This is a genomic window from Bacteroides mediterraneensis (assembly GCF_900128455.1).
Lineage (GTDB): Bacteria > Bacteroidota > Bacteroidia > Bacteroidales > Bacteroidaceae > Phocaeicola > Phocaeicola mediterraneensis.
The window spans coordinates 3068224-3090496 of record NZ_LT635783.1 but is presented as its reverse complement, the minus strand read 5'-3'; the positions used below and the strand labels follow the sequence as shown (position 1 = coordinate 3090496).

Annotated in this window: 17 protein-coding genes, 3 tRNA genes and 1 pseudogene; 13 read left to right on the top strand and 8 right to left on the bottom strand. The window is 45.4% G+C overall.

The annotated features are described in order from the left end of the window. Both BQ7480_RS18250 and BQ7480_RS13205 read right to left on the bottom strand, forming a co-directional pair. Nucleotides 1-935, bottom strand: a pseudogene (locus tag BQ7480_RS18250) (YgiQ family radical SAM protein); the annotation flags it as partial. A 6-nt stretch (nt 936-941) separates the two neighbouring features. Beyond that, the gene (locus BQ7480_RS13205; RefSeq protein ID WP_022353617.1) at nt 942-1289 is read right to left on the bottom strand and encodes a hypothetical protein; all 348 of its coding nucleotides are present in this window, start codon (nt 1287-1289) and stop codon (nt 942-944) included. A gap of 218 nt (nt 1290-1507) precedes the next feature. Here BQ7480_RS13205 and BQ7480_RS13200 point away from each other — a divergent pair, with 218 nt between their 5' ends. The 5 genes from BQ7480_RS13200 (at nt 1508) to BQ7480_RS13180 (ending at nt 5820) form a co-directional block, all read left to right on the top strand. After that, nucleotides 1508-2224: a hemerythrin domain-containing protein gene (locus BQ7480_RS13200; protein WP_394332656.1), complete on the top strand. Its 717-nt coding sequence runs from the start codon at nt 1508-1510 to the stop codon at nt 2222-2224. Further along, the gene (locus BQ7480_RS13195; protein WP_072543232.1) at nt 2221-2829 is read left to right on the top strand and encodes a response regulator transcription factor; all 609 of its coding nucleotides are present in this window, start codon (nt 2221-2223) and stop codon (nt 2827-2829) included. The genes BQ7480_RS13200 and BQ7480_RS13195 overlap by 4 nt, the downstream gene beginning before the upstream one ends. 292 nt (nt 2830-3121) lie before the next feature. Continuing rightward, nucleotides 3122-3862 (top strand): (Fe-S)-binding protein, encoded by a 741-nt coding sequence (locus BQ7480_RS13190; protein ID WP_022353620.1) that lies wholly within the window; start codon nt 3122-3124, stop codon nt 3860-3862. Continuing rightward, nucleotides 3859-5226, top strand: coding sequence for a lactate utilization protein B (locus tag BQ7480_RS13185; RefSeq protein ID WP_072543231.1), 1368 nt, complete (start codon nt 3859-3861; stop codon nt 5224-5226). Before BQ7480_RS13190 ends, BQ7480_RS13185 begins: the two co-directional genes overlap by 4 nt. Before the next feature lie 6 nt (nt 5227-5232). Then, on the top strand, nt 5233-5820 hold the full coding sequence (locus BQ7480_RS13180) for a LutC/YkgG family protein (protein ID WP_072543230.1): 588 nt from the start codon (nt 5233-5235) through the stop codon (nt 5818-5820). 83 nt (nt 5821-5903) lie between these two features. On the opposite strand, the gene BQ7480_RS13175 is transcribed toward BQ7480_RS13180, so the two are convergent. The 3 genes from BQ7480_RS13175 to pflB all read right to left on the bottom strand — a co-directional run bounded on the left by BQ7480_RS13175 (nt 5904) and on the right by pflB (nt 9259). Continuing rightward, on the bottom strand, nt 5904-6095 hold the full coding sequence (locus BQ7480_RS13175) for a hypothetical protein (RefSeq protein ID WP_139255780.1): 192 nt from the start codon (nt 6093-6095) through the stop codon (nt 5904-5906). Nucleotides 6096-6219: 124 nt separating this feature from the next. After that, nucleotides 6220-6948 carry a pyruvate formate-lyase-activating protein gene (gene pflA, locus BQ7480_RS13170; RefSeq protein ID WP_072543228.1) on the bottom strand — a complete coding sequence of 243 codons (729 nt, stop codon included), beginning with the start codon at nt 6946-6948 and terminating at the stop codon, nt 6220-6222. An 88-nt stretch (nt 6949-7036) separates the two neighbouring features. Next, entirely contained in the window at nt 7037-9259 is a 2223-nt protein-coding gene (pflB, locus tag BQ7480_RS13165; protein ID WP_072543227.1) for a formate C-acetyltransferase, read from the bottom strand. Nucleotides 9260-9516: 257 nt separating this feature from the next. Here pflB and BQ7480_RS13160 point away from each other — a divergent pair. From BQ7480_RS13160 to BQ7480_RS13135, 6 genes are all read left to right on the top strand, one after another. Further along, nucleotides 9517-9603: transfer RNA gene (locus tag BQ7480_RS13160), tRNA-Ser, on the top strand. Between the two features lie 21 nt (nt 9604-9624). After that, nucleotides 9625-9697 (top strand) — tRNA-Glu (locus BQ7480_RS13155). Between the two features lie 12 nt (nt 9698-9709). Further along, nucleotides 9710-9796 (top strand) — tRNA-Ser (locus tag BQ7480_RS13150). A gap of 400 nt (nt 9797-10196) precedes the next feature. Continuing rightward, a complete protein-coding gene (locus BQ7480_RS13145; RefSeq protein ID WP_139255779.1) occupies nt 10197-11543 on the top strand; it encodes an alpha-L-fucosidase in 1347 nt (448 codons plus the stop codon). A gap of 13 nt (nt 11544-11556) precedes the next feature. After that, entirely contained in the window at nt 11557-13605 is a 2049-nt protein-coding gene (locus BQ7480_RS13140) for a sugar-binding protein (RefSeq protein WP_072544034.1), read from the top strand. A gap of 14 nt (nt 13606-13619) precedes the next feature. Beyond that, nucleotides 13620-14858 carry a PNGase F N-terminal domain-containing protein gene (locus BQ7480_RS13135; RefSeq protein ID WP_072543225.1) on the top strand — a complete coding sequence of 413 codons (1239 nt, stop codon included), beginning with the start codon at nt 13620-13622 and terminating at the stop codon, nt 14856-14858. A gap of 94 nt (nt 14859-14952) precedes the next feature. Here BQ7480_RS13135 and BQ7480_RS13130 read toward each other — a convergent pair whose 3' ends face one another. Both BQ7480_RS13130 and BQ7480_RS13125 read right to left on the bottom strand, forming a co-directional pair. Next, nucleotides 14953-16521: a S41 family peptidase gene (locus tag BQ7480_RS13130; RefSeq protein WP_072543224.1), complete on the bottom strand. Its 1569-nt coding sequence runs from the start codon at nt 16519-16521 to the stop codon at nt 14953-14955. A 195-nt stretch (nt 16522-16716) separates the two neighbouring features. Then, nucleotides 16717-18045: an OmpP1/FadL family transporter gene (locus tag BQ7480_RS13125; protein ID WP_072543223.1), complete on the bottom strand. Its 1329-nt coding sequence runs from the start codon at nt 18043-18045 to the stop codon at nt 16717-16719. A gap of 213 nt (nt 18046-18258) precedes the next feature. Here BQ7480_RS13125 and BQ7480_RS13120 point away from each other — a divergent pair, with 213 nt between their 5' ends. Continuing rightward, nucleotides 18259-19581 (top strand): MATE family efflux transporter, encoded by a 1323-nt coding sequence (locus BQ7480_RS13120; protein ID WP_072543222.1) that lies wholly within the window; start codon nt 18259-18261, stop codon nt 19579-19581. A 66-nt stretch (nt 19582-19647) separates the two neighbouring features. Next, nucleotides 19648-20973, top strand: coding sequence for a signal recognition particle protein (gene ffh / locus BQ7480_RS13115; protein ID WP_072543221.1), 1326 nt, complete (start codon nt 19648-19650; stop codon nt 20971-20973). Between the two features lie 71 nt (nt 20974-21044). Here the strand turns inward: ffh and BQ7480_RS13110 are convergent, their stop codons facing one another. Continuing rightward, the gene (locus BQ7480_RS13110) at nt 21045-22232 is read right to left on the bottom strand and encodes an exo-beta-N-acetylmuramidase NamZ family protein (protein ID WP_072543220.1); all 1188 of its coding nucleotides are present in this window, start codon (nt 22230-22232) and stop codon (nt 21045-21047) included. Nucleotides 22233-22273: the final 41 nt, after the last annotated feature.

Here is a 22273-nt window from a genome sequence, read left to right as displayed (position 1 = left end):
TCGTATGCCGGAATCCGTTTGTTCTTGTATTTGGGATGCGGCAGACGGGTATAAGGCAGGTCGAACGACATGTCCAGCTCTCCTTGTGTCATCGGAGGATAGGGAGGGTTGGTGACCACCGCCTGTTTGCCTACCTGTTGCAGTATGCGGGCTGCGGCATAACGGTTGGATTCTTCCTCGATGTGGCGGAAATTCTGTGCCTGTTTTTTCTTGTCTTTCAGACATTCCTCATGGGAATACAGGGTAAGGTCACCCTGTCCGTTGGGATTCTCCGGCAGATGGGCAGCTTCTTTCTGCGAAATCAGGTAAGCCGTTTGCGGAATGTCGTGTGGCAGGTCGCCGGCATGCGTTTCTCCTTCCACTTTCAGCAGTCGTTCACTTAGCTCCGTAATAGGCTTCTCGCCCATGCCGTAAATCAGCAAGTCCGCTCCCGATTCCACCAGGATGGAAGGACGTAGCTTTTCTTCCCAGTAGTCGTAATGTGTCAGTCGTCGGAGGGAAGCTTCAATACCTCCCAAAACCACCGGTACATCGGGATACAGCTTTTTCAGAATTTGTGTATAGACAATGCTGGGATACTCCGGACGCATGTCGTGGCGTCCGTCCGGAGTATACGCATCTTCACTTCTCAGTCGTTTATTGGCCGTGTATTTGTTGACCATGCTGTCCATGCATCCGGCAGAAACGCCGAAGAACAGGCGGGGTCTTCCCAGTTTCTTGAAGTCGCGCAAGTCATCGCGCCAGTTGGGTTGGGGAATGATGGCCACTTTCAGGCCTTTGGCTTCGAGCATTCGTCCGATGACGGCAGCTCCGAAAGAAGGATGGTCCACGTAGGCATCCCCGCTGAAAATAATGACATCCAGTTCATTCCATCCCCTCAGTTCGGCTTCTTTTTTGGTTGTGGGCAGCCAGTCGGTCAGCTTGTATTCTTTCAAGGCAGTTTATGAATTGTGGGTTTCTTCTGTAGATTCGTCTTCGTTGTCTTCTTTCTCTTCTTTTTCTCTTTCCCATTTGATATAGAGCAGAATGAGCTGGTGCAGTCCGAAGGCTTTCATGTTGTTGTGGTAAATGACGTCGATGCACAAGTCGAGCAAATCCTTGCTGTTTTCTTCCATGGAAGCAATCAGTGAACGGATGTTCAGTTTCAGCTTGTCGAGCACGGTTTCGTCTACGATGCCGTTGCTGTCAATGAGTTGTTGGAAAAGTGAATATTTTTCAATGGTTTCCAGATGTTTTTCAGAAACGTCGATGCTTCGTGTGCCGGAAGCGTTGGCCTGTATGGTATACATAATGCGATAATTTTAAAGTTTATGTAACAAAGGTAATTTTTTTCTACGTATCGGCGGCGGTTTTTTCGGCTTTTATTTAGAGATTTTTGTGTATTTTCCCATCGGAAAATGGAGGACTGCGGTGTATCTTTGTCTGAAAGGTCAAAAAGTGCAGGAATATACCTAAAAATAGTGATTGTGGTTTTTGACTGGATTTCTTTATTTTGCCACGTAAAATGATGAATACGATATTTATGTGTAACAATACGACCCGGATGTATAAACCCACGGACAAAATGAGTGACCTGATATGCGAGAACTATGCGCTCTTGCAAGTGTTGAGCCGCTTTGGCGTTTCGCTGGGCTTTGGTGACAAGTCGGTGCAGGAAGTCTGCGCGATGAACAATGTGGACTGCAACACGTTTTTAATTGTAGTGAACTTTCTCGGTGAGGAGAGCAATCATATTCATGACCATTTGAGCGGGCTTTCCATTCCAGCCTTGATGGATTATCTGAAGCGGGCACATTCTTATTTTCTGGATTTTCAGCTGCCTACCATCCGTCGGAAACTGATTGAAGCCATCGATTGTTCTTCGGAAAATGAAGTGGCTTTTCTCATTGTCAAGTTTTTTGATGCGTATGTGCATGAAGTACGGAAGCACATGGAATATGAAAATGAAAAAGTGTTTACGTATGTGGAGCATTTGTTGAAGGGAGAGCGTTTGCCGGACTATAGTATCGGGGCGTTTGCCCGTCGTCATGACCAGGTAAATGCCAAACTGACCGAATTGAAAAATATCATTATCAAATATTATCCGTCGGGCGGTGACAATCAGCTGTTGAATGCCACGCTGTTCGATATTTTTAGTTGTGAAGAAGATTTGGCTTCACACAACCGGGTGGAAGATTATGTTTTTGTACCCGCCATTATGGAGCTTGAAAAGGAGATAAAATGAAACCGCAAGAAACAATATACATTGCTGTGGCTGAAAAGTCGATGATTGTCCGTAGCGGGCTGGTGTCTGTGTTGAGGCGTCTGCCTGATTTGTCGGTGCAGGTAATTGAAATTTCTTCGGAAGAGGGTTTGCGGCATTGTATGGAGGCACACAGGCCTCAGATATTGGTGATAAATCCTCAGTTTGGAGGATGGTTTGATGTGGCGGCCTTCAAGCAGGAATATGCCGACCAGTCAATGAAGTTTGTGTCATTGATTTATACGATGGTGGATGCCAGTCAGTTGAAAGGTTATGATGATTCCGTAGGGCTGTTTGACGATGTCGAATCGTTGTCACACAAGATTTCTCAGCTGATGAACATGGCGGAAGAAGAGGACAGCGACCAAGATTCGTTGAGTCAGCGGGAAAAGGAAATTGTGGGCTGTGTGGTCCGTGGAATGACCAATAAAGAGATTGCTGAGAAACTGTATATTTCTGTGCATACGGTCATTACGCACCGGAGAAATATCACGAGGAAGCTGCAAATCCATTCGGCGGCCGGATTGACCATTTATGCCATTGTAAACAAACTGGTAGAACTGAGTGAAGTGAAAATGAACTTATAAGTGAATCTTGCTATTTGGACCGATTCTAAAATACCCATTTTTAGGTATTGCCCGGGAAAGCGGATTCCCGTATCTTTGCAGTGTTAGTCATATAGAAATTACGTAAACCACAAAAGTAAAAGAAGTTAGTTATTAGTTGGGTGCGCCCTGCGAAGTGATTCGCGGGGCGCACGCATTTGTAACAGTTTGTTGTTCGTTTTTAAAACCTGTTCAAAATGCAAAGGAAAATTTTCATATCCGAAGAAAAGCTTTTACTTTTGCTCGGAAGAAGACTAATAACTGATTTAGATATATGAAAGTAGGATTATTTATTCCCTGTTATATCAATGCCGTTTACCCACAGGTGGGAGTAGCTTCTTTTAAGTTACTGAAAAGTCTGGGGGTAGATGTCGATTATCCGTTGGATCAGACTTGCTGCGGACAACCGATGGCGAATGCGGGGTTTGAGGAAGAGTCTGTGGAGTTGGCCCGTCGTTTTGACCGTCTTTTTGAACAATATGATTACATTGTAGGCCCTTCGGCCAGTTGCGTGGTGTTTGTGCGCGACCATTATGGTAACCTGTTGGCGAAAGAGTCGCACCGTTGTGCCAGTGAAGAAAAAATTTATGATATTTGTGAGTTCATCCATGATGTGGTGAAGCCTACCTCCTTGCAGGCTTCTTTTCCTCACAAGGTAAGTATTCAGAACAGTTGTCATGGGGTTCGCCTGATGCATCTTTCTTCTCCCAGCGAGTTGAATATACCTTATTATAACAAGCTTCGCGATTTGTTGTCGTTGGTGAAAGGTATCGAGGTCGTGGAACCGGAACGTCCGGATGAATGTTGCGGTTTTGGCGGTATGTTTGCTGTGGAGGAACATGCTGTATCCGGTCAGATGGGGCGTGACAAGGTGCAGCGTCACATTGATACGGGAGCCGAATACATCGTAGGGGCAGACAGTTCTTGTCTGATGCATCAGAACGGGATTATTTCCCGGGAGAAATTGCCCATCAAGACCATTCATATTGTAGAAGTTTTAGCAGCAGGATTATGAGTACGAAACATTCAAAAGCTGCCGAGAAGTTTCAGGAAAACAAGAAACTGGCGGCCTGGCACGACCAGACATTATGGATGATGCGTGCCAAACGTGATAAAATCAGCCGGGAAGTACCGGAATGGGAGCATTTGCGTGATATGGCTTCTGCCATTAAAATGTATAGCAACAGTCATCTTGACTTGCTTTTGCAGGAGTTCGAGAAGAATGCCCAGGCAAATGGAGCACATGTGTATTGGGCAAAGGATGCGGATGAGTATTGTGCCATTATCTATAATATCTTGCACGGGCATAATGTGCATCGTTTCATCAAGAGCAAATCCATGCTGGCTGAGGAGTGTGGATTGAATGAATTCTTGATTCAGAAAGGGATTGACGTGGTGGAAAGTGACTTGGGTGAACGGATTCTCCAGCTCATGCACAAGAAGCCGAGTCACATTGTGGTGCCGGCCATCCACATCAAGAAGGAAGAAATCGGCGAACTGTTTGTAAAGGAGATGGGTACGGAGCCGGGTAACAACGACCAGACTTATCTGACACATGCAGCCCGTAAGAATTTGCGTCATAAGTTTCTGGAGGCAGAAGCAGCCATGACAGGAGCCAACTTTGCCGTGGCTTCTACGGGTGAGTTTGTGGTATGTACCAATGAAGGAAATGCCGACATGGGAACTTCGCAGCCCAAACTGCAGATTGCCGCTTTCGGACTGGAGAAAATTGTACCCGACCGGGAAGCATTGGGGGTATTTACCCGACTGCTGGCTCGTTCCGGTACGGGACAGCCGATTACTACTTATACTTCTCATTACCGTAAGCCTCGTAAGGGGGGAGAATTGCATATCATTATTGTGGACAACGGACGCAGTAATATTCTGGCCGATCAGGAGCATGTGAAGACCTTGAACTGCCTGCGCTGTGGGGCCTGCATGAACACGTGTCCGGTGTATCGCCGTTCGGGAGGATATTCGTATACGTATTTTATTCCCGGTCCTATCGGTATCAATCTGGGTATGCTGAAAGCTCCTTTGCATTACTACGACAACGTATCGGCGTGTTCTTTGTGCTATTCTTGTCAGAACGTGTGTCCGGCAAAAGTGGACTTGGCCGACCAGATTTACCGTTGGCGGCAGAAGTTGGACGATTTGGGAGTAGCCAGTTCGTCCAAACGGACCATGTCGGGAGGTATGAAAGTATTGATGGAACATCCGGCCTTGTTCAATTTTGCATTGGCACGGGCGTCGTGGGTGAACTCATTCCCGCATGCACTGATATATAACGGTTTGAATGATTGGGGTAAAGAACATGATATGCCTCAGTTTGCCAAAGAAAGCTTTAATGAGATGTGGAAAAAGGGTAAAGTAAAATAAGGAGTCATGAGTAGTAGAGAAGATATATTGCAGAACATCCGTCGGAATACGCGGGTGCGTTATGAGAAGCCCGACTTGTCGGCCTTGGAACAGGAAGCGATAACGTATGCCAATCCGGTGGCACAGTTCACTAAAGTGGTTGCGGAAGTCGGTGGGCGTGTCGTGGAGGTAAAGGACGGTGAAGATATAAATGATTTGATTCGCAAATTGTATCCGGACGCCAAACGCATTGCCTCCAATTTGAAAGAGATTACGTGTGCCACTTTCCATCCGGACGAGGTGGCTGCATCGGCAGACTTGGATGGAACCGACCTGGCCGTGGTACGTGGCCGCATCGGCGTTTGTGAAAATGGAGCCGTCTGGGTGGAGCAGGATGTAGAACAGCGTGCGGTGTATTTCATTTCTGAGGCGTTGATTCTTTTGCTCGACCGGAAGAACCTGGTCAATAACATGCATGAGGCCTATCAGAAGACAGATACAGGTGAATTTGGTTACGGCGTATTTATTTCAGGTCCTTCCAAAACAGCCGATATTGAGCAGGCGTTGGTTTTAGGGGCCCATGGAGCCCGTGAACTGACTGTGTTGCTGGTATAAGGAGGTTAAGCTGATAAAAGAAAAAGTTCCAATGTCTTCACAAAGACGCTGGAACTTTTTTTTACCCTCGATTCAAAGAAGGGTTACTTTTGCTGCATAGTTTGGATGAAGGGTTTTGCAGCTTTGGTCATATTGTGGTTGTGACTCCATTCCAAGAATTGTGTACCTGTCCACCACAATATATTCATGACGATCACCGCCAATAAGATGGTAAAAGCTGTAATCTTGGCTTCCAATTGCTTGCTGGAGATTCTTTTTGCCTTCTCTTTTTCCATCTCGATGCTATTCACTAACCGTATTCTTTTCATATTAGCGTCTAAATTTCTTTTTTCTGACTAATAAATGGAATATAGAAAGGAATACTGCACGAAAAGACAAAATATTTTTTAAAAAAAGAAACTAGTTCACATACACGGTCTTGAAATACTTGTCAAACAGTTGTTTGGCTTCGTCCAGCTGTGCCTGGGTATTCAGCTTGACGTCTTTCAGCTTATACTCCATTTTCATGGCTTCGTACTTGTGTACCCCCAAGGTGTGGTAGGGAAGTATCTCTACCCGTTCAATCATGTGGTAGTTTTTGAAATGTTCACCCAAGGCTTCTATGTCCTCTTTAAAATAACTGTAATTTTGTACCAGTACATAGCGTAGCCAGAAAGGTTTCTGGTTTTCTTCGAGCCAGGCGGCTGTTTTCAAGGTCTGTGCATTACTTCTGGAGGTGAGGACCTTGTGACGTGCGTCATTGAATTCTTTGACATCCAGCAGCACAAGGTCGGCCAGTGAAAGAAGCTCTTTTACATCTTCATTCCAGATTCCTCCGTTGGTGTCTATGCAGATATGTATGCCCGCTTCTTTCAGTATGCGGAGCAAAGGTATCAGGGCTTTAGCTTGGAAAGTGGGTTCTCCGCCGCTGAAAGTGATACCTCCTTTTTTTCCGAAGAAAGGTTTCTGGCTTACGGCCATTTTGAGAATTTCTTCTGGAGCTGTTTCCTTACTTTCTCCTTTGGCGTCAATGGTGTCCGGATTGGCACAATACAGGCACCGGAAGTTACAGCCTTGGAGGAATACGACCAGGCGTATCCCTGGTCCGTCGTATGTGCCTAGTGATTCGTATGAATGTACTCTAATCATGAGGTAAATAAAAAATAATAGACACAAGCTACCCCTTGATTATGCCGGGGTAACCTGTGTCTAAAGTGAATATACTTTTTAGTTTCAATTACATGCGTTCGTGGAAGCTGCGTGAAATTACTTCCAACTGATGTTCACGGCTCAGTTTGATGAAGTTCACGGCATAACCCGATACGCGGATGGTCAACTGCGGATATTTTTCCGGATGTTCCATTGCGTCTTCCAGCATTTCCCGGTTCAAAACGTTCACGTTCAGGTGGTGCGCACCTTTCACAAAGTAACCGTCCATCATTGTGACGAGGTTTTCGATACGGTTTTCCATATCTACTCCCAATGACTTCGGAACAATAGAGAATGTGTTACTGATGCCGTCCTGTGAATCACGATAGCGCAATTTGGCTACAGAGCTCAAAGAAGCAATGGCACCGTTCTTGTCACGTCCATGCATCGGATTGGCTCCCGGTGCAAATGCCACGCCTTTGGCACGTCCGTCAGGAGTAGCACCTGTTTTCTTTCCGTACATCACGTTGGAAGTAATGGTCAGAATAGACAGGGTCGGTTTGGCATTCTTGTAGACCGGCAATTTTTTCAGTTCCTCATCGAAATAGTAAATCAAGTCGACTGCCAAATGGTCTACGCGGTCATCGTCGTTACCGAAGCAGGGGAATTCTCCTTCGATATCGAAGCCTTCTGTCAGGCCGATGTCGTTGCGGCGGGCAGTTACTTTGGCATATTTGATGGCAGAAAGTGAATCCACTGCGATAGACATACCTGCTACTCCGTAGGCCAAATTGATGGCCGGATCAGTGTCTACAAATGCCATTTGTGCCTTTTCGTAGTAGTACTTGTCGTGCATGTAGTGAATGATGTTCATGGCTTCATTATATACACGGGCCATTTCTTTCAATACTTTCTTGTAGTTGGCCAATACTTCTTCAAAATTCAGCACGTCGCTGGTCAATGCCGGAATGTCTTTGACCATTAGGGTTCCTGTGTTTTCGCAACGTCCACCGTTGATGGCCAGCAGCAAAGCTTTGGCGAGGTTGCAACGTGCACCGAAGAATTGGATGTGTCGGCCGATATCCTGATAAGATACACAACAAGCGATACCATAGTCGTCTGAGTTGCGGACTTCGCGCATCAGGTCATCATTTTCATATTGGATGGAAGAGGTGTCAATAGATACCTGTGCACAGAATTTCTTGAATCCTTCCGGCAATTCCGGGCTCCACAGTACAGTCAGGTTCGGCTCTGGTGAGGGACCAAGGTTGTACAGTGTCTGCAGGAAGCGGAAAGAAGTCTTGGTCACTTTAGTGCGACCGTCATTGAAACGTCCACCAATAGATTCCGTTACCCAAGTCGGGTCGCCAGCAAAGATATCATTATAAGCTTGCATGCGCAGATGGCGTACCATTCGCAATTTGATGACGAACTGGTCAATCAACTCCTGTGCATGGGCTTCATCCAAAAGACCATGCGCCATATCGTATTCAATATAGATATCCAGGAAGGAAGAAACGTTACCCAGTGACATGGCTGCACCATCTTGTTCTTTGACAGCTGCCAGATAAGCCATATATACCCATTGTACAGCTTCCTGTGCATTCAGTGCCGGACGTCCTAATTCAAGCCCGTACTGTTCGCCCATTATCTTGATTTCTTTCAGGGCTTTGATTTGTTCTGCCACTTCTTCACGAAGGCGGATACGGGCATCTGTCATCGGACCCGTAAGGTGATGTAAGTCGTTTTGCTTGGCTTCAATCAGGCGGTCTAGTCCATAAAGCGCCAGACGGCGATAATCACCGATGATACGTCCACGTGCATAATTGTCGGGAAGTCCTGTCAGGAATCCCAATGAACGGAACGAACGGATTTCTTCTGTATAGGCATCGAAGACTCCATCATTGTGGGTTTTGCGGTAGTGAGTGAAGATGTCTTTTACTCTTGGATCCACTTCCACTCCATTCTCGCGACAAGCTTTTTCTACTACCTTTATACCTCCGAAAGGTTTGATAGCACGGCGCAATACTTCGTCCGTCTGCAAGCCGACAATGACTTCGTTTTCTTTATCAATATAGCCAGGTGCAAAAGAAGTGATAGTAGAAACAGTAGATGGGTCAAGGGAGCGTATTCCGTTGTTTGCACGTTCTTCAGCCAATGCCTCCAGACATTTGTTCCAAACAGCTTTTGTACGTTCGGTCGGGCCCATCAGAAATGAAGCGTCGCCTTCGTAAGGCGTAATGTTTGTCTTTACGAAATCGGTGACGTTGATTTCATGGTTCCAACGACCTTCTTTAAAATTCATTGCCATAAATTGAAATATTAAAAGTTATGTGAATTGGGTTTCTTTAAACCGAGTGCAAAGTTAGCGAAAAAGCTTGTGTTGTACAATACCTATTTTATGGTATAGTATTAATTTGTATTAATTACAAAAACGTATGTGGTTTAGATTTTGTGGGATGGATGGGGCTGCCTTATGAAAAAAAGTCTATAAAAGTTTGCACAACTCAAAAAGTCACTCTATCTTTGCACCGCATTTGAAAGAAGATGCGTTATCCCAAAAGGTTTGGAAGTTTGGGTGAGTGGCTGAAACCAGCAGTTTGCTAAACTGCCGTACGGGTAACCGTACCGGGGGTTCGAATCCCCCAGCTTCCGCTTTGTTCGGGATAAGGAAATGGCGCTTTCGTCTAGTGGCCTAGGACGCGGCCCTCTCACGGCTGAAACACGGGTTCGATTCCCGTATGCGCTACAGTCAGCTACTGGAAGTTTGGGTGAGTGGCTGAAACCAGCAGTTTGCTAAACTGCCGTACGGGTAACCGTACCGGGGGTTCGAATCCCCCAGCTTCCGCAAAGGAGTAAGGCCGTCTCAGTAGAGACGGCCTTTTTTGTCTTTTTAATAGTTGATTCAACAAGTGATTGAGCATTTTTTTTAATGCCCTATATGGCGTTGGATATTTGGGCTTAGATATATGACAAGGGATTGGGCATCTCCAATGGAATACTAAGAACTAGAAAAGTCAGGTTGAATTTGAATAATATACATATTATTGGTATAATGTAAGGAAAATAAGTAAAAATAAAATGGAACAGTCTATTTACAAATAATAAATCCGTATATTTGAATATTGTCAGGTTACTTTATTGCTTTTATACTCAGGCTGCTCTTTATAATAGGAAATAAGTTTGGTTTGTGTTTCTATTATGGAGCTTAAGTAGGAATTTGTTGTTAAATTAAATCTTTTATTATCATGAAAAATCGTTTTTTTGCAGCACTGCTTTTGTTTGGAATTTTGGGGACTCCTGTTTGTGGACAGACACCGGAGAAGAGACAAGTGGATGAGCAGAAGGAAAAAAGAATGGAGTGGTTTGCAGATGCCAAATTGGGCATATTTATTCATTGGGGAATTTATTCGGTGAAAGGAGTATCCGAAAGCTGGTCTTTTTTCAATAAATATCTGCCTTATGAAGAATATATGAGTCAGAAGGATGGTTTTACCGCCTCAAAATATGATCCGAAAGCTTGGGTGGATCTGATAAAAGAAAGTGGGGCACGTTATACTGTCATTACAACCAAGCATCATGATGGTATGGCTTTGTGGGATACAAAAGTGGGAGAGTTGAGCACGGTGAAATGTACACCGGCAAAACGGGATTTAATCAGTCCTTTTGTCAAAGAAGTCCGTAAGCAAGGGTTGAAACTGGGATTTTATTATTCGCTGTTGGATTGGTCACATCCGGATTATCCGAATATGACACGTACTGATGTGCGTTATACTAATGATTCTGTACGTTGGAAGCGTTTTGTAGAATTTAATATGGCACAGCTGTCGGAATTGAACAAAACGTGGAAACCGGATTTGTATTGGTTTGATGGTGACTGGGAGCAAACGGCTGAGGCTTGGAATTCAAAGGGGATTGTAGATTTGTTGCGTTCGGACAATAAAAATGTGATTATCAATTCCCGTATCCAGGGTTATGGAGATTATGCGACTCCTGAACAGGGGGTTCCTATTGTGCGTCCTCAGGATAAATACTGGGAGTTGTGTATGACGATGAATGACTCGTGGGGATATCAGCATACGGATACCAATTATAAATCTCCTTTTATTTTGTTGCGTACGTTTGTCGACTGCCTGAGTATGGGAGGAAATCTGTTGCTGGACATCGGCCCGAAGGAAGATGGAACCATTCCTGAAGAGCAAGTGGCTATCTTGAAGGAATTTGGGCGTTGGACCAAGAAACACAAAGAAGCTATTTATGACACTCGTGCGGGTATCCCGACGGAACATTTTCAAGGATATACTACTTTGAATAAGGGGGGGGATATTCTGTATCTGTATTTGCCTTACAAGCCTAACGGACCGATTGAAGTGAAGGGGTTGATGAATAAGGTGAACCGGGTGTGGGTAGTAGGCAACGGAGCCATGTTATCTTATAAGGTTTACAACAAAAACTATTGGAGTGAGGTTCCTGGTAATCTTTATATTGATGTGCCTGATCGTGTGCTGGATCCGCAGATAACCGTTGTGGCCGTACTGTTGGATGGACCGGTTAAATTGTATTGGGGAGCAGGGCAGGTAATTGAAAGTAATTAATAAAAACAGGAACATGAGGAAACAAGTAATATGTAGTTTGTTTGCATTGTTAGTAGTGGGACAGCTTTGGGCGCAAAATTTATATACAAGATACGAGCGTATGCTTACGTTGCCCGAAGGTTATGTCTGCTATCGTACAAATGGAAAAATAAAAATTGATGGGAAGCTGGATGAGGCAGACTGGCAGAAGGCTCAGCCTACTTCTTCTTTTGTAGATATTAGTGGAAAGGGATTTGCCAAGCCTTGTTATGATACATCGGCTAAAATGTTGTGGGATGATTGCTATCTTTATGTGGCTGCCACTTTGCAGGAAGAAGATATTAAGGCAAAGCTGAGTCTGCGGGATACGATTATTTATTATGATAATGATTTTGAGGTATTTTTAGACCCGGATGGCGATGGGCAGAATTACTTTGAAATAGAAACTAATGCAAAGGGAGTGATATTCGATTTGATGTTGGATAAGCCTTACCGTTCAGGGGGTAATTTCCTGGTGCAATGGGATTGTCCGGGATTGCAACTGGCTGTACATCGTGAAGGAACTTTGAACAGGTCGGACGATAAAGACAAACAATGGACGGTAGAAATGGCTATACCTCATAAGGCGTTGACGGTAAATTTCTCCAACCCGGCTAAGGCAGGGAATTACTGGCGTATTAATTTCTCACGGGTGCAGTGGTTGAAGCCCGGACAGCGGGAGGAAAACTGGGTATGGATGCCTACGGGACGGATTGATATGCACATGCCCGACCGATGGGGATTCTTGTATCTTTCGGATAAGGTGGTAGGAAAAGGTACAGATGCATTTAAGTATCCCTATAACTTAGCTGCTTATAAATTGCTGTGGGCTATGTTTTATGCGCAGCTGGATTATTATGCTAAAGAGAAGAATTATCTGCGTGCCAAAGAGAATTTCTTTTTGACCGATGCGGAACTGCAGGATTTACCTGTGGGTTCGGAAATATCCGTAGAAGCTACCAGTCGTACATTTTGCATGTCAGTAACCGTACCGGAAGAAAAAGTACGTTATGTGGTGGACCAGAATGGACGGTTTACTTGTGAGGCGATAACTCCCCGGCAGGTGAAAAACTGGGTCTGGATGCGTATCAATAAAGAAAAAGGGGATGAGTTTTATAAAAAACATTTTGCCTTGATGAAAGAATGCGGTATTAGTGGAGTCATGTTTGAAGGATATGACGAGAATACATATCGGATGTGTAAAGATGCGGGGCTGGAGGCTCATTATTGGAAGTGGACGATGAACCGTAAGGAGGTCCTTGAAACACATCCTGACTGGTTTGCCGTAAACCGTAAGGGAGAGTCTTGTTATGATAAACCGGCTTATGTGGATTATTATCGTTTTTTATGCCCGAATCATAAAGGTGTGGCTGAATATCTGGCTGCCGATTATCTGAAAGAAGCGAATTTGCCCTATGTGGATGGAGTACATTTGGATTACGTTCGTTTCCCGGATGTGGTGCTGCCGGTTAGTTTATGGAAGAATTATGGTATTGAACAGACAGCCGAATTGCCGGAATACGATTATTGTTATTGTGAGGTGTGTCGGAGAATGTTTAAGGAACAGTCCGGGAAGGATCCGTTGGAATTGAAATATCCGATGGAAGACCAGTCTTGGATAAACTTCCGCTTGGATGCCATTACGCGTGTGGTGGATAAGATTACGCGGACTCTCAAGGCAGAAGGGAAACAAATTTCTGCAGCTGTATTCCCCGGTCCGTCGATGGCTCGTAAGATGGTGCGTCAGGATTGGGGAGAATGGTCTCTCGATGCATATTTCCCGATGATTTATAATGGCTTTTATTATGAAGGGCCGGAATGGATTGGACGTTCGGTCAAGGAAAGTGTCCAGACTGTTCATGGAAAAGCAAAGATTTATGCGGGACTGATGTTCCCGGATATTAAAAATACATTCGAACAGGCATTAGATGAAGCTTTTAACAACGGTGCTTCTGGCGTTTCTTTCTTTGACGGTCCGGACGAAGAATACCTTCGTAAATTTAAGGCCTACTTGGACAAGAGAGGTTTTGAAGTTGTAAAATAATCATTTATAAGTATATGAAGATAGTTAGTATGTTTGTTTCCTTGTTCGTGGCCATGAATATCTATGCGGCTGGACATAAGGAACTCCCGGCCAAGGGAGATTTAAACTTGGCGGTGTTTAATAAGGAAAATATTCGTTTTGCACCGGATACATATCCTAATTACGCTGAGGCTGATGCCAATGGCGTCATTCATTTGGTGAACGGACGTATCATTTTGAAGAAGATTCAGATACCCGATTATCAACGGGATGTAACGGTGAGTGTGAAAGTGACGTTGGCTTCAAATGGCGACCGATGGGATAAGTCGGGTTCTTGCTTTGTGATTCCCAAACATTCGGCCATCAATCTGTTGAGTATTGCACAGGGAAAAAAGAAGTTTCCGGAAATCGACAGCTTGAAATTGGAGAAGATGGTGGGAATCGTACCTGGAAAGGACTACTTGCCTACGATTGAACTGATGCGTTTCATGACGCCATTTGGGGTGGGATATTACAGTGAGAATGATGATTCGTTGTCCAGTAAGCGTCGTCCGGTCTATATTCCCAAATGGGAGAACTGTGTGCAGTGGGAGCAAGATATCACCGATTTATATCCGGCTTTGAAGGGAGAAGCCTATGTCGGCATTTTTATTGATACCTGGACAAAAGAAGGTTATGTGGCCAGTATGGAGCTGAAGATAAAGGAAACTCCGGTGACTTGCGAAAAACTGGTACGCCGTCATGTAGAGCCCTTGATGAATACGGTGTATTATATCGGGCAGACTTATCCGGATATTTTTGCGCGCAAATCAGTTTCCACTGATTTCGTATTACCGGAGAATGCAAAGAATGTACGTCTGAAATACATTGTTACCGGCCATGGAGGTCATGAAGGTGGGGATGAATTTGTACAGAAGCGAAATATTCTCTCTGTAGATGGGAAAGAGGTCTATAATTTCATTCCTTGGCGGGATGATTGTGCTTCTTTCCGTCGTTTTAATCCCGCTACAGGAGTATGGTTGATCAAACGTTTGGCCGCTTACATCAGTGAGGAAGGCTATAAGACCAAAGAAGTGGAAGAACCTTTGGCCTCTTCCGACTTGTCTCGTTCTAATTGGTGCCCGGGTTCGGATGTGGTGCCGGAGGAAATAAGCTTGAAGGACTTAAAGGCCGGCAAGCATACCTTTACGGTCAGTATTCCTGAGGCACAGCCTGCAAGCGGCAATGAATTGAATCACTGGCTGATTTCTGCATATCTGGTGTGGGAAGAATAATCTTTTTAAAAATATCTGTATGTTTTATGGAAAAAATTGGCCGGCTAACTCTCTCTATGAGGTTGGCCGGCTGATTTTTTTGAGTGTGACGATGTTATTGAGCTTCCGCTTTGATTAGCATATCGCGGATGACTGTCGAAGGTAACGTCAGGATACGTTTTCCAAAAGTCCTGTTTTCTGCTTGAGGAAGTTTGCGGAATTTGGGAACCATGCTACGGCTGAGAGTTCTAGATGTCGAGCTCTCATCGTATGTACGTCCGGCTTCTATGAGTGCTTGCTTCAATAAAGGTTCGTTCACATCCCCTATTGCATAGGGAAGCAATGGAGTATCGTCCACGGCAATGTCGGGAATCAGTCCATCGGGCATGCAGGGTGTTTCGCCTCGAGCGTTCTGATAAATATTTATCATGACGTAGGTTCCCCAATTGTTAAGTTCGGCTGGTGTATTTATATAGAAATCTTTGGCTGAAATGAGGGACCCGGTACAGTATTTCCCTTGCGTCTGGCTTCCGATAAGTTCTATCTGAGTGTAAGGCATCAGTCCTCCCAAAAGAGCTTCTGAAGCTGATGCTGATCTGGAACCTATCAGACCATAAATCTTTTCCAAGTCGATATTGGCATCTTTGGTATTCACTTTTACGGTTTGGCCCTGGTCCTGATACTCAAAATCAGTCTCAAAATGAGATTCCAGGTTTATGCCTTTTTCTTGGTAATATTGAGTCAAGGCTTTGTTATAAACTTCTTTCTCAAAAACTTCTTTGTTGGTTACTGCGGCTTGGGGGGCAAACAGAGAGGCCAGCACCTGTTCTGTGGTCACATATCCTCCGGTATTATAGCGTAGGTCGAGGATAAGTTCTTTGACTTGTTCTGCCTTGAATTTGCGGCTGATTTCGATAACCTGAGGAATGGAAGCAAAATCAAAACTGGTGTAGGCCAGATATCCTACCTTTTTACCGTTGAATTCATAGATGGAATCGCAAATGACCGGGTTTTCATACATGGAAACGGCGGTAAGTGATACTTCCTTGTTTTGGTCTTGAATAGTATAACTTTCCGGATCCAGCAGTCCGAGCGTGACAGTCAATGTACTGTTAGAATACAGATTCATGTAATTCTCGGAATTGATGATTTTACCATCCAAAGTGAGCAAGATGTCTCCTCGTTTAAGACCTGCTTTAGCGGCGGGAGAATCTTTGTATACGAAATTGACTACCCCTATGTATTGCTCTCTGTTTACTGTACTTGACATATTGTAAATGGTCAAGTTCCATCCAAATGAAGTGGTTGTGCCGTTCATATTATTTGTAAGGGAAGTCATATCGTTGGTAAGCATGGACCATTTGTCTATGTATTTTTCCCCTTCGTGGTATCTTATCCGGCTGAATGTGCCGATAGGATCATTGTTGGTTTCAATGTTCCATTGGTTCAGGTCGTCACGGATTTCTTCGTTCCACAGATAGTAAGTTTCCAAGATTTCCTTCCCAAACATGTTGGCATAATACGTTTCGGTGGATATACTTTGCGATGAATCGCTATTTGTATTCTCTTCATTGTCGGAGTGGTTGAGGGAAGAGTCATTGTCTTGTGGATCTTCATCCGTACATCCAGTAAAGGCAACACTTCCTAATAGGGTTAATAATACCCACGATAGTTTCTTGCTCATAGTTTAATTTTTGAAGGGTTTGTAAGGATATTCGGTCACAAATATATAAAAAGTGAAGAAAAAAGACAATGAGTGATATTTTTTTTCTTATAACAAGCAAGAGTGTAACAATTTGTCTAGATGAAAGAACCGGATATAAAATTTCCGCTTCATATCAAAAATGATTGGACATCTGTGATACGAAGCGGAAAAAGTTTAAAATTTATAATTCAAGCTCAGGCCGAAGACTTTGTTGGTACGATGGTAGACGTCTGTTCCACTGAGTCCGGTACCGTTGTAGCTGGCCACTTCTTTGGTGTATTTGTCATAGTGTGTCCAAAAGTAAGCCACATCGATGCTCCAGGCTTGCGTGAAGTTGATTCTGGCCCCAAAGCCCAAGGAATAGGAATCACAATAGAAGCTGGTGTCGGTCTGGAATTCATCACTGAGACCATAATTTGTCCGTTGGTAGCCCCCGCTGACGGTCAGCCGTTTGGTGATGTCCCATTCCAGGCCTGCCAGGTATTCATGTGTACCGTGTTTCAGGGTCTTTTGGCGGTCGTTCAGCATGCCTGCATGCTTGTCATCGAAGAAATGATATTCCACCGAAGTACGCAGGTTGGGCAGAATTTCGTATCCGGCGGCTACACTCAGGAAGGCAGGAATGTCGCTTGGTGTCTGCTCACCGTCGGCGTAAGGTTTCATGATAGCTTCCGGAGTACCTGCAGGCACTTCCAGTACATTGGTTTTGTTTTCGATGTTCAGGTTTGTCTTGAATTCATATTTGGCTGCCAGGTTCCAGCGTCCCAGTTTGGCATCTATCCCGAGGATAGGAGTCAGTCCCCATCCGCTTTGGTCACAGTTCAGTTCCAGGTTAGCCAGTTGGGTACCACCCAGATTTTCTTTCAGGTGCGCTTTCAGGTATCCCTCGTATCCACTGCTTACGTAATTCATTCGTCCACCTGCAAAAACGCTCAGCCAGTCATTGATTTTATAGCTTAATCCCAGTTGCAGTCCGTAAATATACTGCTTGCCGTCCATGGCGGTGTTGATGTCGTACATTTGCGGAGTGACTTTCCCGCCCGTCTGCTGGCTGATCATTCCCATGGCCAGGGCATCAAACATGGGAAGACCGTTGCTGAACGAGGCCTTTCCTCCACCTCCCGTAATGGCGAAGCTGGCAGAAATCACCCATTTGTCTTTTTTATAGAGTCCTTGGAAGCTGGGGATGAGAGGAGCAGAAGCTGTTCCTTTATACTGACGGTTGGTTCCGACGCCGTCCGCTTGTTGGAAGAGTGGGAACGTAGCATTTATTTCGCGTGTCTGATAAGCACTTTGTCCGGTCAGTGACAGATAGAATCCTTCGTGGGGCAGGAAGGAAAGTCCGGCAGGGTTACTATACACACCATCTACATCGATGGAAGCCCCTCGTGCGACCATACGGAGGAAAGCGGCATGCTGGTTGGTATTCGTAAGATAATCTCCCGCAAAAGCAGGGAAAGAAAGACACAGTGTCGCTGCACTGAGGAAAAGAATTTTTTTCATTCGTTTTAATAGGTTGTTTGTTAGAAATAGGTCGCAAAAGTAATCTAAAATTGCGCAGGAACCAACAAAATGTGCAAAATTTATTTTAAATGAAATTGTTTTACTTGAAACGAATGAAGAGGGAAGGTGATTTCAGACCTTTTCCTTTACATCTTGTGCGAAATGTGTATCTTTGCAAAAGTATGCGGTTTTTACTCAATTTATTCCTGACGTATGTACACCAATAAAGAAATCTGGCATGTGACCTATCCGATTTTTCTGGGCTTGCTGGCTCAGAATGTGATTAACGTGACCGATACGGCCTTTTTAGGGCGTGTGGGCGAGGTCGCATTGGGGGCATCGGCCATGGGAGGATTGTTGTATATCTGTGTGTACACCATTGCTTTTGGATTCAGTGTCGGTTCACAGATACTGATAGCCCGACGCAACGGTGAAGGCAATTATCGAGCCGTGGGACCGGTCATGTGGCAAGGCACGGCTTTCAGTTTCGGAATGGCCGTCTGCCTGTTGGCATTGATGTATTTTTCTGCCGGACCGTTGATTCGCCTGCTGATTACTTCCGATTCCATTTATGAAGCCACGTATGAATTCTTTGTCTGGCGCATTTGGGGCTTCCTTTTCGCTTTTGTGAATGTCATGTTCCGGGGGTTGTATATCGGGATTACCCGTACGAAGGTACTGACTTTGAACGCAGTAGTCATGGCACTGGTGAATGTGGTGTTAGACTATGGGTTGGTTTTTGGAGAATTGGGCTTGCCGGAGATGGGGGTACGGGGAGCTGCATTGGCCTCTGTCATTGCGGAAGCTTCTTCACTGGTGTTTTTCCTGCTATATACCTGTTATAAGGTAGATTTGAAGAAATACGGGTTGAACCGTTTCGGACAATTCGACATGGCGATGGTGATGCGTATCTTGCGTATCTCCTGCTTTACGATGGTGCAGTATTTTCTGGCCATGGCCATCTGGTTTGTCTTTTTCATGGCACTGGAACGTTTGGGACAGCGGCAGCTGGCCATTGCCAATATTGTGCGCAGCGTGTATGTGGTGTTGCTGATACCCGTACAGGCACTGTCCACCTCGGCCAACACGTTGGTCAGCAACCTGATTGGGGCAGGAGGAGTTTCGGGCGTATTGACGTTGCTGCATAAGATTGCCCGCATGTCTTTTTTGATTATGGTCGTCTGTGTGGCACTTTGTGTCGCTTTTCCTGAAAGTATCTTGTCGGTTTATACCAATGAAGAAGCCTTGTTGCGCGAGTCCGTATCGGCCTTGTATGTGGTGTGTGGGGCCATGTTGATTTCCTCACTGGCCAATGTGTATTTCAATGGCATATCCGGTACGGGAAACACGCAGGCTGCCTTGGTGCTTGAAGTATGCGTGCAAGTGTTCTATGCCCTCTATGTGGTAGGAGTAGGCATGATTCTCCAGGCACCGGTGGATATTTGCTTTACTACCGAGGTCATTTATTATATATTGATGCTGGCTTTCAGCCTCATTTATCTGAAAAAAGCAAAATGGCAGAATAAAAAGATTTGAGCATACTGATTTTTTTGTAATTTTGCACGCTGGAAAATTTTGATAATAAATAAAAAAGCAACATATATGTTCGATAATTTAAGTGAAAGACTGGAACGGTCGTTTAAAATATTGAAAGGTGAAGGTAAAATCACCGAAATCAATGTGGCCGAAACCTTGAAAGATGTCCGTCGTGCCTTGTTGGATGCGGACGTGAATTATAAAGTGGCGAAGAACTTTACCGATACGGTAAAGGAAAAAGCCTTGGGACAGAATGTCTTGACAGCAGTCAAGCCCAGCCAGTTGATGGTAAAGATAGTACACGATGAATTGACTACCCTGATGGGGGGAGATACGGCAGAAATCGAGTTGAAAAACCGTCCGGCTGTCATCCTGATGTCAGGTTTGCAAGGTTCTGGTAAGACTACCTTCTCTGGCAAGCTCGCCCGTATGATGAAGGCCAAGAAAAACCGCAAGCCTTTGCTGGTAGCCTGCGACGTGTATCGTCCGGCTGCTATCGAACAGTTGAAAGTGCTGGGGCAGCAGGTGGAAGTGCCGGTGTTCAGCGAACCGGATAGCAAAGACCCTGTGCAGATTGCGTTGAATGCCATTCAGGAAGCCAAGGCAAAAGGTTATGACCTGGTGATTGTCGATACGGCAGGACGTCTGGCGATTGACGAGCAGATGATGAACGAGATTGAAGCCATCAAGAAGGCCATCAATCCGGATGCGACCCTGTTCGTGGTAGATGCCATGACCGGACAGGATGCGGTGAATACAGCCCGTGAATTCAACGAACGTCTGGATTTCACCGGTGTGGTACTGACCAAGTTGGATGGTGATACACGTGGTGGTGCGGCCCTGTCTATTCGTACCGTGGTCAACAAGCCGATTATGTTTGTCGGTACGGGTGAAAAACTGGACGCTGTAGACCAGTTCCATCCAGCCCGTATGGCCGACCGTATCCTGGGTATGGGTGATATCGTTTCTTTGGTAGAACGCGCACAGGAACAGTATGATGAAGAAGAGGCCAAACGCCTGCAGAAGAAAATCCAGAAGAACCAGTTTGATTTCAACGACTTCCTGACGCAGATTCACCAGATTAAGAAGATGGGTAACCTGAAGGAACTGGCTTCCATGATTCCGGGAGTGGGGAAGGCCATTAAGGATATAGACATTGACGACAACGCTTTCAAGAGCATTGAAGCCATCATCTATTCCATGACACCGGAAGAACGTACACATCCGGAAATTCTGAACGGTACACGCCGTACACGTATTGCTAAAGGTAGCGGTACCAGCATTCAGGAAGTGAACCGTTTGCTGAAACAGTTCGACCAGACCCGCAAGATGATGAAGATGGTGACAGGCAGCAAGATGGCAGGTATGATGCAGAAAATGAAGAAAAAATAATTCTTGAAATTAAAAGAATACAGAAGCGGACAGCAGGAATCTCTCAGGAGGAGACTGCTGTCCGCTCTTTTTTATTCATATAGCAGATACTTGGCACGGATAGTCCGATAGAGTTGCAAATCTTTTTCCCAGGTCCGGCGGATTTCCGTTTCGGGCTTTCCTTGCAGGATATCCTTGCGTACTTGTGAGGTCCCCATTAATAGGTCGAACCATCGGGGACGGGTGAAGAACCGTTTCTCTGCATCCGGATAGAGGGCCTGGTAGGCTCGGTAGAATTGGATGACGTATTGCAAGGAAAAGCCTTGAGGGAGCTGGTCTGTTGTACGTAAATCTATTCCGTAGCAAGTACGGTCGCAGTACAGGGGATGCTTGTCGAATCCTTCCAGTGCTTTGGGTGTGAAATGGAAGGAAAAGGCTTTGCGCAAATCGGGTGAGCCTGCTATCTGGAACGGGAATAGGGTACCTCTTCCTACGCTCACCGCAGTACCTTCAAAAGGGCAGAGGGAAGGATAGAGTGCAATGGAAAGGTCATTGGGAAGATTGGGGGAGGGCTTCACCGGAAGCGAATACGATTGTCCGTGTCTCCAGCCTTCCACGGGGATGATGTGCAGGGAACATTGCAGTTGGTGGCCCAGCCATCCTTCTCCGTTGATCATCCGGGCCAGTTCGCCCAGCGTACAGCCGTGAAGCACCGGGATAGGAAGCATGCCCACAAAACTTTTATAGGCTTTTTCTCGTACCGGGCCGTCTACGTAATCGCATGGATTGGGGCGGTCCAGCACAATCAGTTCCTTATGATTCTCTGCACAGGCTTGCATCACGTAATAAAGTGTACTTAGATAGGTATAGAACCGGGCACCTACATCCTGCATGTCGAAAACCAACACATCCGTATCTGCCAGTTGGGAGGGAAGCGGTTTCTTGTTTTTCCCGTAAAGAGAACGGATGGGGACTCTCGTGCGGAGGTCTTTCCCGTCGTTGACACTTTCTCCGGCATCGGCCTCTCCCCGGAATCCGTGTTCCGGTGCAAACACCTGCACGATTTTGAGGTAGGTAGACAGGGTGTCCAGCAAATGGGTTTTTCCGCAAAGTGAAGTGTGGTTGACGACGAGCGAAACCCGTTTCCCTTCCAGCAACGGAAGTAATTTATCCAGTTGGTCGGCCCCGTTGCGCACAGTGGCTTGTCCTTGCAGGGCTCCAAACCAGAGACAGCATAGCCCCAGTATGTAATTCAATCGGAATCTTTTCGTGTAACTCATGGATTTTTTATAGATTTGTGAGACTTTTTACAAATATAGCA

Coding starts and splice junctions, on each gene's coding strand:
- BQ7480_RS13205 (WP_022353617.1), bottom strand. CDS start 1,289: ATGTATACCATACAGGCCAACGCTTCCGGCACACGAAGCATCGACGTT.
- BQ7480_RS13200 (WP_394332656.1), top strand. CDS start 1,508: ATGAATACGATATTTATGTGTAACAATACGACCCGGATGTATAAACCC.
- BQ7480_RS13195 (WP_072543232.1), top strand. CDS start 2,221: ATGAAACCGCAAGAAACAATATACATTGCTGTGGCTGAAAAGTCGATG.
- BQ7480_RS13190 (WP_022353620.1), top strand. CDS start 3,122: ATGAAAGTAGGATTATTTATTCCCTGTTATATCAATGCCGTTTACCCA.
- BQ7480_RS13185 (WP_072543231.1), top strand. CDS start 3,859: ATGAGTACGAAACATTCAAAAGCTGCCGAGAAGTTTCAGGAAAACAAG.
- BQ7480_RS13180 (WP_072543230.1), top strand. CDS start 5,233: ATGAGTAGTAGAGAAGATATATTGCAGAACATCCGTCGGAATACGCGG.
- BQ7480_RS13175 (WP_139255780.1), bottom strand. CDS start 6,095: ATGGAAAAAGAGAAGGCAAAAAGAATCTCCAGCAAGCAATTGGAAGCC.
- pflA (WP_072543228.1), bottom strand. CDS start 6,948: ATGATTAGAGTACATTCATACGAATCACTAGGCACATACGACGGACCA.
- pflB (WP_072543227.1), bottom strand. CDS start 9,259: ATGGCAATGAATTTTAAAGAAGGTCGTTGGAACCATGAAATCAACGTC.
- BQ7480_RS13145 (WP_139255779.1), top strand. CDS start 10,197: ATGAAAAATCGTTTTTTTGCAGCACTGCTTTTGTTTGGAATTTTGGGG.
- BQ7480_RS13140 (WP_072544034.1), top strand. CDS start 11,557: ATGAGGAAACAAGTAATATGTAGTTTGTTTGCATTGTTAGTAGTGGGA.
- BQ7480_RS13135 (WP_072543225.1), top strand. CDS start 13,620: ATGAAGATAGTTAGTATGTTTGTTTCCTTGTTCGTGGCCATGAATATC.
- BQ7480_RS13130 (WP_072543224.1), bottom strand. CDS start 16,521: ATGAGCAAGAAACTATCGTGGGTATTATTAACCCTATTAGGAAGTGTT.
- BQ7480_RS13125 (WP_072543223.1), bottom strand. CDS start 18,045: ATGAAAAAAATTCTTTTCCTCAGTGCAGCGACACTGTGTCTTTCTTTC.
- BQ7480_RS13120 (WP_072543222.1), top strand. CDS start 18,259: ATGTACACCAATAAAGAAATCTGGCATGTGACCTATCCGATTTTTCTG.
- ffh (WP_072543221.1), top strand. CDS start 19,648: ATGTTCGATAATTTAAGTGAAAGACTGGAACGGTCGTTTAAAATATTG.
- BQ7480_RS13110 (WP_072543220.1), bottom strand. CDS start 22,232: ATGAGTTACACGAAAAGATTCCGATTGAATTACATACTGGGGCTATGC.